Here is a 16,698-nt window from a genome sequence, read left to right as displayed (position 1 = left end):
GGCAGCCGGGTCAGCCAGGCAGCCGGGCAGTCAGCCGAGGGTGACCGTGATCCGTTGGCTGGCGCCCGCCTTCGCCGTGGTGTCCACGCGCAGCCTCAGTGAGGGGCCGGTGGAGAGGACGGTGACGGAGGGGTCCTGGGAGACCACTCCGGACACCGCGCGGTTCCAGGTGATGTCGAGGCTGCTGAGCGTCTGCGTCGGATTGGCGACGCAGACGGTGGCGGTCGTACCACTCACGCGGACCATGACGGAGGCGGCCCCGGTGGAGGTGAGGGTGCCGACGGTGCCGCTGCCGTAGAAGTTGACGCCCGTGAAGCCGAGCGAGGGGACGTGGACGCCCTGCTGGTTGGCGGTGTTGGCGAGCACGCTCATCCAGCCGGAGTCGGCGGCCCGGGCTGCCGTGGCGGCGCTGTCGGCGCCGGGCATCAGGAGGTAGGAGTAGCCGGCGCCCGTCGGGTTGGTGCCGTGGTCGAACCAGAGCGTCAGATAGCGGCGGGTGAACGGCGTCGTCGAGCCGGAGAGCCCGTTGATGTCGCTCCACGCTCCCGTGCGTTCCTGGCGGAGCGCCTTGACCGTGGCGCCGCCGGGGAAGACGTACCCGCCCATGCCCGCGAGGGAGGCCCAGCGGGCGCCCGTGAGGGTGGCCGACCAGCCCTGTGTGGCCGGCATGGCGACGCCGTCGACCGTGAGGGTGTGCGTGCCGCCGGCGCCGAGGTTCCGGTTCTCCACGATCGATTCGACGCCCGTTCCGTCCGTACAGCCGATGCCGGCGCCCAGGCAGACGACGGCGTCGTCGAGGAAGAACCAGGACTTGCGGCCGCCCAGGGTGGACTGCAGCCCGCGGATGTCCATGCCGAGTGCGGCGTACGTTCCGTCGCTCGCGCCGCCCGCCCAGGTGGAGGTCGGCCGCGGTGCGCCGAAGTCACCGCCGGCGCCGTCGGCCAGGGTCTTCTTGGAGACGGTGGTGCCGGGGAGTCGGTAGGGGTCGACGGTGGGCCAGAAGGTGTCGGTGAACTGGCCGAGGGTCGTGTCCTTCCACCAGGAGAGCATGCCGGAGCCGGTGTGCCAGCCGCGCTTGTTCTCCAGGTTCCCGAAGGCGTAGAAGGCGACGCGGCTGGAGGACATGGACAGGGAGGCGGCCCAGTTCGGGCGGCGGTGGGTGGCGCGGTCCATGGAGCCGAAGACGCGGTGCCCGACCGGCTCGGCGACGGCGGCCAGCGCGGCATCGTCCCTGGCCGCCTTCAGGCGGGAGAGCGAGGCGACGTCGAGCGACGGGTTGTTCTCCAGGGTCAGGAAGTAGTCGCGCTGGAGCCAGCCCTTCACCATCCCGCGCCAGCGGGTCCGCTCGGCGGCGCTCGCCCCCATGGCGAGCATCAGGACGGCGGCCATGACGCCCTGCGCGCGGCCGTGGTCCCCTCCGACGAAGCCGTTCGTGCTGCCCGCCGAGAGCCCCCGGCTGACGGCCCGACCGCTGACCGCGTCCATGAGGAGGCCGTTGTAGACGAACGGGGCGAAGGAGCGCTCGACGGAGTCGAGCATCAGCTGCTTGCCGGGGTCGGTGATGTCCCAGGAGGAACCGCCGAGCAGGGCGAAGAGCCAGGCGAGACCGCTGAGGAGGACGGCGCCGTACGAACCGGTGTAGGGGGTGTGACTGTGCTGGATGAATGATCCGTCACGGTAGAAGCCGTCGCCCGAGGTGACGTACGGGAAGACCGGGGAGAGACCGTCGCGGGCGCGGGCGATCTTCGCGGAGCTCTTGCCGACCACTCCGCGCAGGGCGACGACCTTGCAGAAGTCGACGCGGTTCGCGCTCTCGCCGTGCGGGGCGCCCACGTCGAGCTGGCTGTCGGGTACGAAGTGGTCGACAGCCGCGCAGTAGGCCGCCGTCTGGGCGGCGGAGAGGCTGTCGTACATCAGGACGCAGGTGTCGAGGAGCGCGGTCGGGGCGCCTATCTGGGCGTTCCACCACCAGTTGGAGCTGGGCAGGGTGAACGAGGCGTTGTAGACGCCGTCGTGGACGTGCTGCAGACCGGCCACGATGTCGGCGGCGAGTGAGGCGTCGCCGGTGAGTCCGGTGCCGGGCTGGGCGTGGGCGAGCGCCATGGTCTTCAGCCGGTTGTAGGTGGAGCTGACCGGGTCGCCGGAGAAGGAGGCGTAGGGCAGGTCCGGCCAGAGGGAGGAGCCGGAGGGCGCCATCGAGGAACGGTACGAGACGGCCTTGGCGCCCAGCTCGGTCAGCCGGCCGGCGTAGAGCGGGTCGCTCGCGGTGAAGCCGGTACCGAGCAGGAGTTCACGCCACTTCAGGCGGAGCGCGTCGTAGGCGTCCGCCGCGAGGGCGGGGCGCGCGTCGGCGACACCGACGGTGAGGGCCGCGAGGGCGGCGCCCGCGGCGGACAGGACGGAACGGCGGGACCACGACGGCGTTGTCATGAGGTCTCCAGGGGTGTGCGGCGGACAGGCGGTTTCGGCGCTTCGAGCTCAGACCGCACGCAGCCAGACGGTCGTGTCCGGCGGCAGCAGGCCGTCGGTGAGGGGGCCGCTGGCGAGGAGCTGCTCCGTGTGCGCGGGCAGCTCGACGGGGTCGGGGGTGAGGTTGACCAGGCAGGTGAAGCCGGGCCCTCGGGTGAAGGCGAGGACTCCGTCGGCGGACGGGAGCCAGGCGAACGGGCCGTCACCGAGGGCGGGTTCGGCGCGGCGGATGCGCAGGGCGTTGCGGTGGAGTTCCAGCGTGGATCCGGGGTCACCGGTCTCCGCGGCGACGGTGTGGTCCTTCCAGGCCGGCGGCTGTGGCAGCCAGGGCTCCGTACCGGCGTCGGGCGGGCTGAAGCCGAAGGGGGCCTCGTCGCCTTCCCAGGGCAGGGGTACGCGGCAGCCGTCGCGGCCGGGGTCCGTGCCGCCGGACTGCTGGACGGCCGGGTCCTGACGGAGGGCGAGGGGGATGTCCTCGACCTCCCACAGTCCGAGCTCGTCGCCCTGATAGACGTAGACACTGCCAGGCAGGGCGAAGCTGAGCAGGGCGGCGGCACGGGCCCGTCGCGTACCGAGGTCCAGGTCGACCGGGACGGGCTGGTGCCGCTCGGTGAAGGAGGTGTCCGCGCGGCCGTAACGCGTGACGACGCGGGTCGCGTCGTGGCTGCCGAGGACCCAGGTGGCCGGGGCGCCGACAGGGGCGTGCAGGGTGAGCGTCTCGTCGATGACCTTCCGCAGCGCCCCGTGCTCCCAAGCAGCCTGCAGGAAAGGGAAGTTGAACGCCGTGTGCAGTTCGTCCTCGCGCAAGTAGCGCGGCAGGGCCTCGGGTGACACCCACAGCTCGCCGACGAAGGCGCGCTCGCCCGGGTAGGAGTCGGCGAGCCGCCGCCACGAACGGTAGATGTCGTGCACCTCGGGCCGGTCGCTGTGCGGTGCGGGCGCCCCGGGCGGAAGGGTTCCCTCGTCGGGAAGTCCGTCCTGCTTGACCAGGAGCGAGGCGACGTCGATACGGAAGCCGTCGACACCCCGGTCGAGCCAGAACCGCAGGATGGACTCGAACTCCGCGCGTACCCGCGGCTGGTCCCAGTTCCAGTCGGGCTGCTGTGGAGCGAACATGTGCAGATACCACTCGCCCGGCGTGCCGTCGGGTGCGCTCGTACGGGTCCAGGCGGGGCCGCCGAAGGCCGACTGCCAGTCGTTGGGCGGCAGTTCGCCGCTTTCCCCCACGCCGGGGCGGAAGTGGAAGAGCTGACGGGCCGGCGACCCGGGACCGTCGGCCAGCGCCGTGCGGAACCAGGGGTGCTGGTCGGAGCAGTGGTTGGGGACCATGTCGACGATGATCCGCAGCCCGAGTTCATGGGCCTCGGTGATCAGGGCCTCGGCGTCCGCCAGGGTGCCGAAGAGCGGGTCGATGTCGCGGTAGTCGGCCACGTCGTAGCCCGCGTCGGCCATCGGGGAGACGTACCAGGGCGAGATCCACACCGCGTCGACGCCGAGGTCGCGCAGGTACGGGAGCCGGGCCCGGATGCCGGTGATGTCACCGACGCCGTCGCCGTTCCCGTCGGCGTAGCTGCGCGGATAGATCTGGTAGATGGCGGCGCTGCGCCACCAGGGGCGGCCGGACTGCTGGTCGTCGTCGGACATGCGGGTCCTCCTACGGGGGTCGGGTGGGGTCGGTTCCGGGGGGGGGCAGGGCGGTAGGGCGGGGGCGGTACGGGGGGTGCTACTGCCAGACGCGGATGTAGTCGACGTACATGTTGGAGCGGTAGTCCAGCGGGGCGTCGTAGATCGAGCCGGCGGCCCACTCGGCGGACTCGCTGGAGATCACCGGGAACATGGACACCTGGCTGATGAGCTTCGGGTCGGTGATGTCGCGTACGACGGTGCCGTCGTAGCGGAAGATCATGCGGTCGGGCCGCCATTCGAGGGTGTACGTGTGGTACCCGCTGTGCAGCCCTGGGGCGGCGACCGAGACGGAGGACACCTTGTGGTCGGCGCCGTAGCCGTCGTAGTGGATGGTGTTGCTGTAGCTGTCCGACGCGGACACGCTCTCGATCACGTCGTACTCGCCGCCGTCGCGGGCCGTGCCGTCCACGCCGTCGACACCGCCGGGCGGCATCAGCCAGAGCGCGCCGAAGAGGTCGTGGTTGGGCGGCATCTGTGCGCGCCACTCGACCGTGCCGTAGGTGAAGTCGAACTTGCCCCGGCTCTCGATCTCGCCCGTGGCGTACTCGGTCTCGGCGAGCTGGGAGAGCGAGATCCACAGGTTGCCGCCGTTGACGGAGTCGGGGTTGGGGTTGACCTTGACGTTCGACGGCTTCCACCAGCTGTCGAAGTACTGGCCGTCGCGTCGCTCGGCGTCCACCGACGACCACTTGGTGGTGTCGAGCGCGGTCCCGTGGAACTCGTCGCTGAAGACCAGGGTGGCGTGTGAGCTGCCTCCGACGGGGCGGACACCGGCGGGGGTGTTGGGGTCGACCGGCGCCGCCCGGACATCCGCCCGCGCCGGGGCGGAGAGCAGCAGGGAGAGGGCGACGAGGCCCGCCGCGGCCATGGCGCCGAGGGTGCGGGGGCGGAGTACGGGCAGGGAGGGGCGGAGTACGGGCGGGGAGGGGCGGTGATCGGGGTTCATGGCGTGTCTCCTGACTCCTCGTGCGGAGAAGGCGAGTTGGGCGAGGCGGCCTGCCCAGGACCAGGGAAGGGGCCGCGCAAAGGCGCCTCACCGCCCCGGAACGTAAATCGATTGCACACATCGGTCAAGGGATTGGTCTGGCCTCTTCAAGGGGAACGCCGCACGAACTCGCGCTGAACCAGGGAGAAGTGAGCCCACGCATCGCAAATCATCAGACCTCTTACCGTCGGCCATCTTGACCTGGTTCACGCCACACCCCTAGCCTCGCCGCCACGTAATCGATTGCACGCGATTCGGAGCAGCGATGTCCAGAGCCCTACCGTCCCGTCTCGGCCGAGCCACCGTCGCGGGGGCGGCCGTCGCAGGGGCGCTCGCGGTGTCGGTCCCCGCGCCCGCCCACGCCGAGGCCACCACCAACCTGGTCGTCAACGGCGACTTCGAGCAGGTCGCCGTCGACGGCACGATCGTCGGTTGGCCGCAGAGCGAGAACCGGGCCAGCGGCCGCGCCCAGGTCCTCGACGGCGCGGGCCCGGACGGCAGCCGGGCGCTCGCCCTCGACCTCGGGAACGCGGACGACAAGGCGGCGATCGGGCAGGACGTCCCCATCCCGGACACCGGGACCTTCCGCGCGTACCGCATCACCTTCGACGAGCGCGCGGTGGGCCTCACCGGCTACGGCGGTGACCTGTGGGCGCGCGGCTTCGGCCACGACGCCCTGATCGGCCGGGTCACCGGCGACACCCCATGGCGCAAGGCCAGTGCCGTCGTCCTCGCCCGCCCGAGCGCCCCGACCGTCAATCTGCTGCTCGCCCTGGAACGGAGCACGGGCCGCCTGCTCGTCGACAACGTCCGTGTGGAGCGGGTCGAGGGCGATGTCGTGGGCGCCAACGTCCAGCCGACCGGTGCCGTCCAGCTCACCTGGAACTTCGGCACCCTCGCGCAGCCCGCGGCCTCGTACGAGGTGCACCGTTCCGAGGACCGGAACTTCACGCCCGGGCGGAAGACGCTGATCCGCTCGGTGCCGGCGGCCTGGACCGCCGAGGACGGCTCGGCCCGTCCCGGGAAGCGCTACACGTACAAGGTCGTCGCCCTGGCCGCCGACGGCACGCGGCTGGCGACGACCGGCGCGGAGACCGTGACGACACCCTCCCGCTTCCTCGACGAGCAGCAGACGGACGTTCTGACGGCGACCACGACCGGCCAAGGAGCCCGTCTGGCATGGCGGTTGAAGGCCGGCAGCAGGACTCCGGTGACCCTCCTCGCGGGCGGCCCTGAGGTCGCTCAGGGCCAGTTGGGCAAGGCCCGCAAGGTCCGCACGTGCGGCGCCGACGACACGACCGGCGCGGTCACCCTGTCCGCCAAGGACCTCAAGGGCGCGACCGGGTTCGCGCTCACCGGGCGGAACGGCGAGGTTCTCGCGACCGCGTCCCTCGGCAGCCTCGCCCACCCGAGGATGGGCGTCACGGACGAGCGGCTGAGCGCGATCCGCGCCGCGATCCAGCAGAGCGGTACGCCCAGGTCGACGTACGACAGCCTGGTGAACCGGGTCGCCAAGGGGCTCCCGGCCTACAACTACCGTCCGGGCGAGGCGCAGGCGTCCCTGGCCCATGACGCCGCACTCCTCTACCAGGTCACGCAGGACCCGGCGTACGCAAGGATCGCCTATGAGGCGGTCGTCGAGTCCGGCCGGACCATGCCGTTCGTCAACGGCACCGCGCACGCCGGCGCCGCCGCTCTGGAGACCGCCAACGCCGCCACTCCCCTGGCCACCGCCTACGACTGGACGTACCAGGCCTGGACGGAGGACCAGCGGGCCGAGGCGCAGAAGGTTCTCCAGCGCGTCGCCGCCTACCTGGAGGTCGCGTACCAGCCGAACTTCGCCCTGCCCACCAAGCAGAGCAACTGGACCGCGGTCGTGCGCGGTGCGGAACTGACGCTCCGTCTCGCCGTGCGTGGCGACGGGCCGTTCGACCTGCAGGAGGAACGGATCCCCCAGCTCATCGACGACCTCGGCCGGCACCTGGACACCGCGTACTCGGACACCGGCTGGGACCAGGAGGGACTCGACTACTTCGGCTACGGGCTCGGGGTCGGGGCGCCGGGAATCACCGGCTCCCTCGACGCGGGCATCGGCGCGCTGAAGGAGAAGTGGGAGCGCCCGCGGTTCGCGAACCTGCTGCTGCACACGGTGTCCGCACAGGCGGACAAGGCGCGTCTCCAGTGGGGTGTCGCCACGAGCACCGGCGGGGTGCCGATCCCCGGCCTGATCTTCACCCAGGTGCCGGCCGATCAGCGCGCAGCCTGGCTCTGGCAGTACGAGCGGACGGTCGGCGGCGGGGGCGGCACCTACGGGCTGCTGCACTACCCGTACGGGGTCGCCCCGCAGGACCCCGACGAGGCGCCGGAGAGCGTGCGCGCTGCGCTGCTCGACGACCACGTCGGCTCGTACCTGTTCCGGAGCCGGTACCAGGACAAGGACGACGTCCTGGTCGGCGTCCAGAACCGCAACGAGCAGCACATCGGCTGGGGTGGTTCGGACACCTTCGCGCTGTCGCTGGTCGGCCAGGACGTGACCTGGGCGCAGCAGCCCGCGAAGAACACCTCGAAGCCGGAACTGTTCTCCAAGCCGCTCGTCGACGGGAAGCCCGAGCCGCTGGCGGGCCGGGGAAGGACGCTGGAATCGCGGGCGTACGCGGGTCAGGGCGGCGGATTCGTCTCCCTGGACGGCAGCGGGAACTACCAACTCGGCACGGCCCGACGGGACATCGCGGTGGATCTGCGCCCGACGGGCGGGGCCGACTCGGTCGTCGCGGTCCACGACACCTTCGCCGACGCGGCCGCGCGCACCTACGCCTGGCAGCTGTCCCCGGAGGCGGGGACGGCGATCACCTTCGGCGAGAGCGAGTCCGGGGCCACGACCTTCCTCTTCAGGAAGGGCGACGGCTGGCTCAAGGGGTGGATCCTGAACGCCGAGGGGGCGCAACTCTCCGTCGAGAAGGGCGCGTTCAGGGTCGTTCGGAGCGGTACGGAGGCGGACTTCCGTATCGTCCTCGCAGTCGGCAAGGGCGCCACGGTGCCCACGGCCGTCGCCGAGGGCAGCACGCTGGCGCTCGGCGACACGTCCTTCGACCTGGACGACCTGAAGGGACACGTTCCTGCTGCTGGGTGAGCGGCTGGTGGTTCCGGTTCGTCAGGCGCGGCGGACCCGGGGTCGTACCGAATCACGGACCACGACATGCGTGCCGAGCACGACCTGCTGGTCGTGGCGGTGCTCCGGGTCGTCGCGCAGGACGGCCAACCTCACGGCGGTGCGGCCGAGTTCCAGGAACGGGATCTGGACGGTGGTGAGGGCGGGGAACAGGTGCTCGGCGTGGGGCAGGGAGTTGTTGAACCCCACGACCGAGATCTCCTCCGGCACGGACACCCCACCCGCGCGCAGTTGGGCCATCGCGCAGCCGGCCACGTCGTCGTCCCACGCGAACACGGCGGTCACATCGGCCGGCATCCCGCGCAGGATCTCGCGGATGCCGGCCGGGCCCATGTCGTTGTGGTTGCCGTGGTTGGCGATCAGCGCGGGGTCGGGGCCCAGACCGTGACTCTCCAGGGCGCGGACATGGCCGGCGACGCGCCCGGCGGTGGTGGAGTTGTCGGGGCCGCCGAGGAAGAGGATCCGTTCGTGTCCCGCGGAGAGCAGATGGCTCGTGATCGCGAAGGCCCCGCCCTCGTTGTCGTAGTCGACGACGGTGAGGGGCAGTTCCGCTCCCGGTGAGGGTCGTCCGACCAGGACAAGACGGGAGCCGGCCGCTTCGAGCTCGCGCGCGAGCGCGGCCACGCGGGTCCGATAGCGCGGGGTGTCCCGGACTCCCCCGATGAGGATCACGATGTCGGCGTTCTGCTCGGCCATCGTGGCCGCGAGGGAGAGTTCGCGGTCGTGGTCGGCCTGGGAGGAGGCGACCGTACAGCGCATGCCCTCGACGGCCGCCTGCAGCTCGATCCCCCGGGCGATCTCGTTGTACGGTCCGCCGCTGAGGGTGACGAGCACGATGCCGACCGTGTTGCTGCGCCCGCTCTTCAGCGCCCTCGCATGGGTGTTGACGACATAGTGCAGCTCCTTCGCCGCGAGGAGTACCTTGGCGCGGGTGGAGTCCGTGAGCGGCTTGCCGGCCAGTACGCGCGAGACGGTCGCCGTCGACACCCCGGCCCGGCGCGCCACATCGCGCATCGTGGCCTGTCGCCGCGAGGGCTGCGGCGCGGCATGCGCTTCGGTGGCCACCGAACCTCCCCAGGACTCCTGTAATCGTTTGCATCCTGGCAGGAGGGCTGGTGAGGGTCAACGCGGCTGCTCTCGGCCTGAGCGCCCGGCCGCTCTCGCGCCGCCTCTTGTCCCGGGGGTCCGAGGATCACTACCGTGGACGACGGCAAGCGCTTTCTATCACCAATCACCAATCACCAATCGCCAATCGCCAATCGCCAATCGCCAATCGCCAATCGCCAATGAAGTGTCGTGTGTCGAGCTATCGCCTTGGGAGAGACCCGGATGCCCCCTGTCACCCTTGCCGTCGTCGGTGCCGGAGACCGTGGGACCGGCCACGCGGCCTGGGCCCTGGCACACCCCGAGCGGGCGAAGGTCGTCGCGGTGGCCGAGCCGCGCCGCACGCGCCGGGAGCGGTTCGCGGCCGCCCACGGCCTGGAGCCCGAGGCGGCGGTGGACGACTGGCGGGTCCTGGCCGCACGCGGGCGGGTCGCGGACGCGGTGCTGATCTGCACCCTCGACCGTGACCACCTGGAGCCGGTCCTCGCCTTCGCCGCGCTCGGCCACCACATCATGCTGGAAAAGCCGATGGCGCTGACCGAGGACGAGTGCCGCTTGATCGTCGACGCGGTGGAGAGCGCCGGAGTCACCCTGTCGGTCGGCCATGTGCTGCGGTACACGCCGTACACGCGGGCCCTGAAGGACCTTGTCGACTCCGGCAGGATCGGGGACCTCGTCAGCGTCCAGCATCTGGAGCCCGTCGGGTTCTGGCACCAGGCGCACTCGTTCGTCCGGGGCAACTGGCGTCGCGAGGACGAGGCGACCTCCATGCTGATGGCCAAGTCCTGCCACGATCTGGACTGGCTCCAGTACGTGCTCGGCGAACCGCCGGTGCGCGTCTCCAGTTTCGGACGGCTTTCACACTTCCGCTCCGAGAACAGGCCCGCGGGCGCCGCCGACCGCTGTACGGACTGCGCGGTGGAGGTGGAGGCCGGCTGCCCGTACTCGGCCAAGCGCGACTACGGCGACCGCCTCGCCCGGGGCGACCACGGCTGGCCGTTGAGCGTGGTGGTCGACGACTTCACCCCCGAGGCCCTGGACTCGGCCCTGCGGGAGGGTCCCTACGGGCGGTGCGTGTACGCCTGCGACAACGACGTGGTCGACCACCAGGTCGTGGCCATGGAGTTCGCCTCCGGTGCGACGGCCACGTTCACCATGACGGCCTTCACCGAACAGGCCGACCGGCAGACCCGGATCTTCGGCACACACGGCGAACTCCACGGCGACGGCAGGACGTTGCGGGTGTACGACTTCCTGACCCGCACCGAAGAGACCATCGACGTGTTCGGTGAGGGGTCGATGGACGCCGGAGGCGGTCACGGTGGCGGTGACGCGGGCCTGATGGACGCATTCGTCGCGGCTGTCGCCACCGGTGACCCGGGTCTGGTGAAGTCCGGCCCGCAGGAGTCCCTCACCAGCCATCTCACCGTGCTGGCCGCCGAGCGGGCGCGCCTCGGCAACACCGTCGAGACCGTGCACCGCCCCGCGCCTGCTGCCGCAGGTCCAACCGCACCGTGAGCCGATACCGGGGCCTGTCGCGGTTCCCGCGACGGGCCCCGTTTGCGGCGCTCTTCGGCCGCGACCCTTCCGCCGGCGTCGCTCCCCGTCCGCGGCGCGTGCCGCCGCCGCGGGTCAGGGCTGGGTGCAGTTGACGCGGGCGAACACGGTCAGCGGCTGGGTGCCCCTGTTCGTGGCCCGTACGGTCCATCCGGTGGGCGTGGGGTACGACTCGTTGAAGAACACGGCCGGGTTGCCGAGTCCGCCGCCCCCGGTCGGCACCTCGCCGGCGGGGCACTCGGCGTGGGAGGTTCCGGTGGCTCCCAGGCCCAGCAGCGTGCCCTCGCTGGAGCGCGAGCTGTGGGGCGTGTTGGAGCACACGACCTGGGTGGCGATCCGCTGCTGGAACGGGGAGGCGTTGTAGGCCCGTACGACCCACTCGTCAGCGATGTCGGACGACTGGCTCACGTACATCCGGTCGTTGCCCTGGGCCCCGCCGATGTTGCCGCCGCCCGTGGCCTCCGTGCCGGCGGGGCAGGCCGCGCGGGCGATGCCCGACTCCCCCATCGGCACTTGCGTGGTGGGGATGCTCGATCGACGGGTGTGCCACTGCGGGGTGCAGATGCTCACGGCCCGGACGGTCTGCGGGGTGTCGGTCTCGTTGTAGACGTCGGCGGCCCAGCCCGCGGAGGACCACGAGGCGGTGATGAAGACTCCGTTCCCGGTGGTCCGTACGCCTCCTCCTGAGCTCTGCTCGGGCGACTGGCAGGGAACGTTGACGTGGACCCCGGAATGGGGTGCCACGGTCGAGGTGAGTCCTTCCGTGATGGTGTGCGGGGCCAGCGCCGGTGCGCCGCGCGGATCGGGGACGGCGGTGGCGGCCCCGGTACACAGGGCGGCCGCGCAGAGCGTCCCGGCCATACCGAGCGCGGCCAGACTGAGCCGGTTCATGGTTACTCCAGGTGATCGAGCGAGGGAGAACGTCCACGTCAGGATCCCCGGAATGCAGCAGATGAATACAAAGAGTCACCAGAACAGACGATCGTGACGCATGGCCCGTCCAGCGGCCCGCCCCTTCGGGACTCGGGCGACACTCAGGGCGACAATCAGGCAGGACCCCTGGTCGCCGGAATATGGCTGGCCCGGCGGTCGCGGTGGCTCGTACCATCCGCGCATGGTCGAGGGCGTGGCAGAAGCCGTACCGGAGCGCATGGCTGGGGAGAACCCCGAGCAAGAGGACACGGGGACGCCCCATCAGGTGTGCTGGCGCGGTCAGGGCGTCGCCTTCGCGCCGCTCGACCTCGACGACGCGGAGCTGATCCACGCCTGGCGCGCCGACCCCGTCGCCGCCCACGAGATCGGCATGTGGCCGCGTACCCTCTCCGCCGTGCGCGAGCGCATCGAGCGCGACCGCGACGACAACGACCGCGACGACTTCCTCGTCCTCCTCCCCGACGGCACGCCGATCGGCCACATCGCCCTGTTCGACCAGGACTTGGTCGACGGCACCGCCGAGATCCTGCTGATGCTGGACCCCGGCCACCGGGGCCGGGGCCACGGCGTGGACGCCGTGGACGCGCTGGTCGACCTCGCCTTCGGCGAGCTGCCCATGCACCGCGTGCAGGCCGTCACCCACACCACCAACACCGCGGCGCTCGACGTCCTGGCGAAGGCCGGGTTCGTACAGGAGGGGGTGCGCCGCTCCGCATGTCTGCACCGCGGTCGGCGCTACGACGTGGCGGTTCTGGCCCTACTGCGGGACGAGTGGCAGGCGCTCACGCGACCCCGGTCCTGGGAAGTACCGACCGGCGGCCACTGACCTCGCGGCCCCGGCGTCCGTGACGGCCGGCCGTACGGCCGGCCGGCGCCGATACCCGCAGATGACGAATCAGATCGCTGTCCGCACTTCCGCGCGATCGATCAGCCCTCGGTGCGCAGCCCCGCCAGCAGCCGGTCGAGCGCCTGCTCCGCCCCCTGCGCGTCCCCGCCCCGCGCGATCCAGAGCGCGGCCTCGTTCATCGCCCCGGAGAGGAGCCGGGCCAGGGGCTCCACCGGCTGATCGGCGATGATCCCGGCTGCGGCGAGCGCCTCCAGGGCCTCGGCGAGGTGCCGGGCGGAGGACTCCTCGTCGAGGGCCCTCCACTCGTCCCAGCCCAGGACGGTCGGCGCGTCGACCAGCAGGATCTGGCGTACGGCCGGGTCGGTCCCCGCGGCCAGGAAGGCCCGGCAGCCGGCCCGGAGTTGCCCCCAGAGGTCCTCGTGCCGCTCGGCGGCGGCCGCGACCCGCTCCCCCAGTTCGTGCTGCACCTCGGCGACGACGGCGCGGAAGAGCCCCGCCTTGCTGTCGAAGTGGTGGTAGGCGGCCCCCTTGGTGACCCCGGCGGCCCGCGCAACCTCAGCAAGGACCACGTGGTGGTACCCGTCGGCCGCGAACCGCCGCCGCCCTTCGGTCAGCAGCGCCTGCCGCGTCGCCGCCCGCTGCTCAGCCCGGTTGACCGCCATCGTGCGCACCACCCTTTCCCTTTCGCATACCGGGGGTATGCTAACGCTATGGTTCACATACCCCGGGTATGTGAAATGGATCTGAAGGGGCTCTGCCATGACGAACGACCTCACGACCACACCCCCGGCCACCGTCACGCCCACTCCCACGACCAAGCTCGGCGGCTTCTACCCGGTGCTCGCCACCGGGGACGTGGGAGCCTCCCGCGACTTCTACACCCGTCACCTCGGGTTCGAGGTGACGTTCGAGGCGGACTGGTACGTCAGTCTGCGCCGCCCCGACGCGCCGCAGTACGAACTGGCACTGCTGGACCACACACACCCGACCGTCCCCGAGGGCCACCGGGGCGCGCTCCAGGGCGGCCTGCTCCTGAACTTCGAGGTGGACGACGTGGACTCCGAGCACCAGAGGCTCGTGGCGGAGGCCGGCCTTCCCGAGATCCTGTCGCTGCGTACGGAGGAGTTCGGCCAGCGCCACTTCATCGTCGCGGCCCCTGACGGTGTGCTCATCGATGTCATCACCGTCGTACCGCCCAGCGAGGAGTACGCGGCCCTGTACAGCGACACCGACACCGACGCCTGACCTCGCATGCCCTGCGGGTGAGTCGCTCGATCAGCTGCCGGCCGTGGAGATGAGGCGTCGGAGGGTGGCCTGCGCAGGTGGGCCCCAGGTGGGCTTGCCGCCGGGGCGGCCGTGGACGCCGGCGTCACCGATGAGGATGCAGGCGAGGGCGCGCAGCACCGCCCAGCCGCGGGCGCGACGCAGGGTCGCGGCGTCCGGGGCCGGCCGGTAGGCCTCGTGGAAGCCGTCGGCGGCGCCGTCCTGGAGAAGTACCCAAGGCGCGGCGAGGTCGCAGGCCGGATCGCCGGCGAAGAGGTCGCCGAAGTCGATCACGCCGCAGAAGGTGCCGTCCTCGGTGAGGACGTTCGCTGGATGCAGGTCGCCGTGGAGCCACAGCGCCGGACCGTCCCAGTCGGGTGCGGCGGCGGCATCCGCCCAGACCGCGCGGACGGCGTCCGGGTCGGGGATCAGGCCCAGCCGGGTGGCCGCGGCGAGCTGCCCGGCGAACCCTGACGCATGGTGCGCCAGCGGTCCCCCGCGGCCACGGCCGGTGGGCGCCCCGGTGGGAGCGGGTCGGTGAAGAGCCGTCAGGAACGCGGCCAGGGTGTCGGCCGCCTCCGCCCCGCGCGTGGCGGGGGCGCGGTCGGCGGGCTCGCCCGGCACCCACGTGGTGACGATCCAGGGCCGGGGGAACCGCTCGGAGGGCTCGCCGAGGCGCTGCGGAACGGGGATCGGCAGCGGGAGGTGCGGGGCGAGGGCGGGCAGCCAGGCGTACTCCTTGCGCAGCAACGCGTCCGCGGACCGCGTCGCCCAGGGCAACCGTACGGCGAGGTCGTCGCCGAGCCGCCACAACTGGTTGTCCCAACCACGCGCGCCGAGCCTCACGGGGTGATCGGCCAGGTCGGGGTGCTGCTCGCGCAGCAGGTCCTGGACCAGCTCGGCCGTGATGTCGATCTCGCTCTCGGTGTGGGTCATGCGGAGCAAAGGTAGTACGGCGAAACGTCACTTCGGGTGGATCTCCCCCGGACCGTCGGTTCGGGGGCGGCGGAGTCGCCTCGTTCCCCGTAGACAGGTGCCGTGGATGATCCCTTCGCTCTCGCCCCGTCCCCCTCGCCGTCACCGTCGTATGTGCTCTCGTGCCTGGTCCAGGACTGCGGCGGCGTGCCGTTGTCGCTGATGGGGCCGCAGTCGCCGTACGAGTTCGGACAGGGACCGGTCCACCTGCCGGGAGTGGAGGTGCGGGTAGCGGTCGAGGAACCTGCTCCAGTGACCACAGGCCTCCTCCAAGTGGCCGACTCCCAGCAGGGATTCGGCCAGCCTGGCATGAGTGAGGGCGACCTGCCGGTGGTCGCCGGGGGGCCGGTGAGCGAGGGCTGACCGCAAGGCGGCCCTGCCTTCGGCGTCGTCGCCGAGGGCCAGGAAGACCTCGGCCCGCTGGTAGTGGAGGCCCGAAGGCGGATACGCCACGAACGGAGCGCCTTCATGGACCGCGCGCTCGTGCCGGCGCTCCGCGGCGGCGAGATCGGCGAGGGCTACGAGGCGCTCGCCACGATGGGCCGAGGTGAGCGCCCGCTGGACCAGCAGAAAACTGAGCACCGTCGGATCACCTGGCTCTCCGTGGACGGTGAGCGCGGCGTGCGCCAGCTCGTCCGCACGACGGTGGTGCAGAAGCCTCAGCGCCTGCGAGCTCATGGCGCGCAACGTGATGGCGTACTGCCGGCGATCGCCGGCCTGATGGGCCAGCGCCAGGGCATGCGAGAAGTAGCGCTGCGCCAGTCCCTCGCGTCCCGCGTCCCCGGTCATGACAGCGAGCACATGGACCAACTGGGCCACCGCGACCCGCGCGTCGTCGTGCAGCTGGCCGACCCCCGGGGCGCCGCCCAGGAGGCGGCTGACGTCGTCACCGATGTACGCGGCAAGTGCGCTGCGCGCGTGGGCGCCACCGTGACTGCGACTCAACGCCGCGTACACGCGCGCCATCTCCTGCAGCAGCTGTACGTCCTCGGGGACCGGGCGCCGGAAGCCACTCACCGCGGGCGTCACCGGCTGCGCCGCCGGTGGCGAGCGCCAGGAGGGGAGCGCGAGAGCGGTCAGCGCGTACCCGGAACGGGCCAGAAAGGCGCGCGGCTCGGGCCGAGCCTCCGCACGGCACAGAGTGATGAGTCCACCCACAACAGAGGCGGCGCCGGGGGCGAGCAGCGATTCCCAGGAGCGTTCCGGCGCGGCCAACCCGGTCTCCGCGGCGAGCACAAGGCGACCGACTCGCCGGCTGAAGGCGGCCGCGACCAGATCGGGAATCGGCGGTCGGGGGCGGGACCCGGTGAGCCAGTGGGCCACGGACGTCCGGTCGTAGCGGAGGCGTAGGCCCTGGGCCGTTCCCAGGCCGTTGACCGCACGGGCCAGCTCGCCCCCGGTCCAGTCGGCCTCGCCGAGCAGTGCGGCAAGCAGTCCGTTGGCCTCACGACGTGCCACGAACCCTCCCAGCGCCCCTTCCTCTCACCGCGTTCACAGGACGATCGAGGTTGGGTACTCAAGAGGGCTATGCCCGCATCAGCGCCCACTGCCACCTCATGCGGGATCTGCGATGCGGCGCCCGGCCACTGGACCTCATCCCCCTTCCGGGGAACCGTCCAGGACATGGCCAAGGCGAAGCCGAGGTCGTCGAAGCGTGCTCCGGGGAAGACGCTCCCGTACAGCTCGCGGCACACGTTGTCGACCAGCGCG

At 71.6% G+C, this 16,698-nt stretch carries 12 protein-coding genes; 4 read left to right on the top strand and 8 right to left on the bottom strand.

The features are described 5' to 3' along the window. Positions 1–30: 30 nt before the first annotated feature. The 3 genes from AB0F56_RS32195 to AB0F56_RS32185 form a co-directional block, all read right to left on the bottom strand. Positions 31–2,430, bottom strand: a complete 2,400-nt coding sequence (locus AB0F56_RS32195) for a polysaccharide lyase 8 family protein (RefSeq protein ID WP_362016169.1) — start codon at positions 2,428–2,430, stop codon at positions 31–33. A 48-nt stretch (positions 2,431–2,478) separates the two neighbouring features. Further along, complete coding sequence (locus tag AB0F56_RS32190) at positions 2,479–4,113, bottom strand: glycoside hydrolase family 13 protein (RefSeq protein ID WP_362016167.1); 1,635 nt, start codon at positions 4,111–4,113, stop codon at positions 2,479–2,481. Positions 4,114–4,192: 79 nt separating this feature from the next. After that, positions 4,193–5,101 (bottom strand): glycoside hydrolase family 16 protein, encoded by a 909-nt coding sequence (locus tag AB0F56_RS32185; RefSeq protein ID WP_362016164.1) that lies wholly within the window; start codon positions 5,099–5,101, stop codon positions 4,193–4,195. A 304-nt stretch (positions 5,102–5,405) separates the two neighbouring features. Between AB0F56_RS32185 and AB0F56_RS32180 the strand changes: the two genes are divergently transcribed. Then, positions 5,406–8,270 (top strand): hypothetical protein, encoded by a 2,865-nt coding sequence (locus AB0F56_RS32180; RefSeq protein WP_362016161.1) that lies wholly within the window; start codon positions 5,406–5,408, stop codon positions 8,268–8,270. A gap of 21 nt (positions 8,271–8,291) precedes the next feature. On the opposite strand, the gene AB0F56_RS32175 is transcribed toward AB0F56_RS32180, so the two are convergent. Then, on the bottom strand, positions 8,292–9,374 hold the full coding sequence (locus tag AB0F56_RS32175; protein ID WP_362016158.1) for a LacI family DNA-binding transcriptional regulator: 1,083 nt from the start codon (positions 9,372–9,374) through the stop codon (positions 8,292–8,294). Between the two features lie 264 nt (positions 9,375–9,638). Between AB0F56_RS32175 and AB0F56_RS32170 the strand changes: the two genes are divergently transcribed. After that, a complete protein-coding gene (locus AB0F56_RS32170) occupies positions 9,639–10,931 on the top strand; it encodes a Gfo/Idh/MocA family oxidoreductase (RefSeq protein ID WP_362016155.1) in 1,293 nt (430 codons plus the stop codon). Positions 10,932–11,045: 114 nt separating this feature from the next. Here the strand turns inward: AB0F56_RS32170 and AB0F56_RS32165 are convergent, their stop codons facing one another. Further along, on the bottom strand, positions 11,046–11,861 hold the full coding sequence (locus AB0F56_RS32165) for a hypothetical protein (protein WP_362016152.1): 816 nt from the start codon (positions 11,859–11,861) through the stop codon (positions 11,046–11,048). Between the two features lie 223 nt (positions 11,862–12,084). On the opposite strand from AB0F56_RS32165, the gene AB0F56_RS32160 reads away from it, so the two are divergent. After that, complete coding sequence (locus tag AB0F56_RS32160) at positions 12,085–12,729, top strand: GNAT family protein (RefSeq protein ID WP_362016149.1); 645 nt, start codon at positions 12,085–12,087, stop codon at positions 12,727–12,729. Positions 12,730–12,830: 101 nt separating this feature from the next. Here the strand turns inward: AB0F56_RS32160 and AB0F56_RS32155 are convergent, their stop codons facing one another. Further along, entirely contained in the window at positions 12,831–13,412 is a 582-nt protein-coding gene (locus AB0F56_RS32155) for a TetR/AcrR family transcriptional regulator (protein WP_362016255.1), read from the bottom strand. A 97-nt stretch (positions 13,413–13,509) separates the two neighbouring features. Between AB0F56_RS32155 and AB0F56_RS32150 the strand changes: the two genes are divergently transcribed. Beyond that, entirely contained in the window at positions 13,510–13,995 is a 486-nt protein-coding gene (locus AB0F56_RS32150) for a VOC family protein (RefSeq protein WP_362016146.1), read from the top strand. 30 nt (positions 13,996–14,025) lie between these two features. On the opposite strand, the gene AB0F56_RS32145 is transcribed toward AB0F56_RS32150, so the two are convergent. Together AB0F56_RS32145 and AB0F56_RS32140 are read right to left on the bottom strand one after the other, a co-directional pair. Continuing rightward, positions 14,026–14,949: an aminoglycoside phosphotransferase family protein gene (locus AB0F56_RS32145; RefSeq protein WP_362016143.1), complete on the bottom strand. Its 924-nt coding sequence runs from the start codon at positions 14,947–14,949 to the stop codon at positions 14,026–14,028. A gap of 141 nt (positions 14,950–15,090) precedes the next feature. Further along, positions 15,091–16,446 (bottom strand): hypothetical protein, encoded by a 1,356-nt coding sequence (locus AB0F56_RS32140; RefSeq protein ID WP_362016264.1) that lies wholly within the window; start codon positions 16,444–16,446, stop codon positions 15,091–15,093. Positions 16,447–16,698 lie beyond the last annotated feature (252 nt).

It is taken from the genome of Streptomyces sp. NPDC026092 (assembly GCF_040638605.1).
Classification (GTDB): domain Bacteria; phylum Actinomycetota; class Actinomycetes; order Streptomycetales; family Streptomycetaceae; genus Streptomyces.
This window is presented reverse-complemented; position numbering and strand designations above follow the sequence as displayed.

Bases quoted from the DNA above. Each gene is read 5' to 3' on its own strand.
- AB0F56_RS32195 (WP_362016169.1), bottom strand. From the start codon at position 2,430: ATGACAACGCCGTCGTGGTCCCGCCGTTCCGTCCTGTCCGCCGCGGGC.
- AB0F56_RS32190 (WP_362016167.1), bottom strand. From the start codon at position 4,113: ATGTCCGACGACGACCAGCAGTCCGGCCGCCCCTGGTGGCGCAGCGCC.
- AB0F56_RS32185 (WP_362016164.1), bottom strand. From the start codon at position 5,101: ATGAACCCCGATCACCGCCCCTCCCCGCCCGTACTCCGCCCCTCCCTG.
- AB0F56_RS32180 (WP_362016161.1), top strand. From the start codon at position 5,406: ATGTCCAGAGCCCTACCGTCCCGTCTCGGCCGAGCCACCGTCGCGGGG.
- AB0F56_RS32170 (WP_362016155.1), top strand. From the start codon at position 9,639: ATGCCCCCTGTCACCCTTGCCGTCGTCGGTGCCGGAGACCGTGGGACC.
- AB0F56_RS32165 (WP_362016152.1), bottom strand. From the start codon at position 11,861: ATGAACCGGCTCAGTCTGGCCGCGCTCGGTATGGCCGGGACGCTCTGC.
- AB0F56_RS32160 (WP_362016149.1), top strand. From the start codon at position 12,085: ATGGTCGAGGGCGTGGCAGAAGCCGTACCGGAGCGCATGGCTGGGGAG.
- AB0F56_RS32155 (WP_362016255.1), bottom strand. From the start codon at position 13,412: ATGGCGGTCAACCGGGCTGAGCAGCGGGCGGCGACGCGGCAGGCGCTG.
- AB0F56_RS32150 (WP_362016146.1), top strand. From the start codon at position 13,510: ATGACGAACGACCTCACGACCACACCCCCGGCCACCGTCACGCCCACT.
- AB0F56_RS32145 (WP_362016143.1), bottom strand. From the start codon at position 14,949: ATGACCCACACCGAGAGCGAGATCGACATCACGGCCGAGCTGGTCCAG.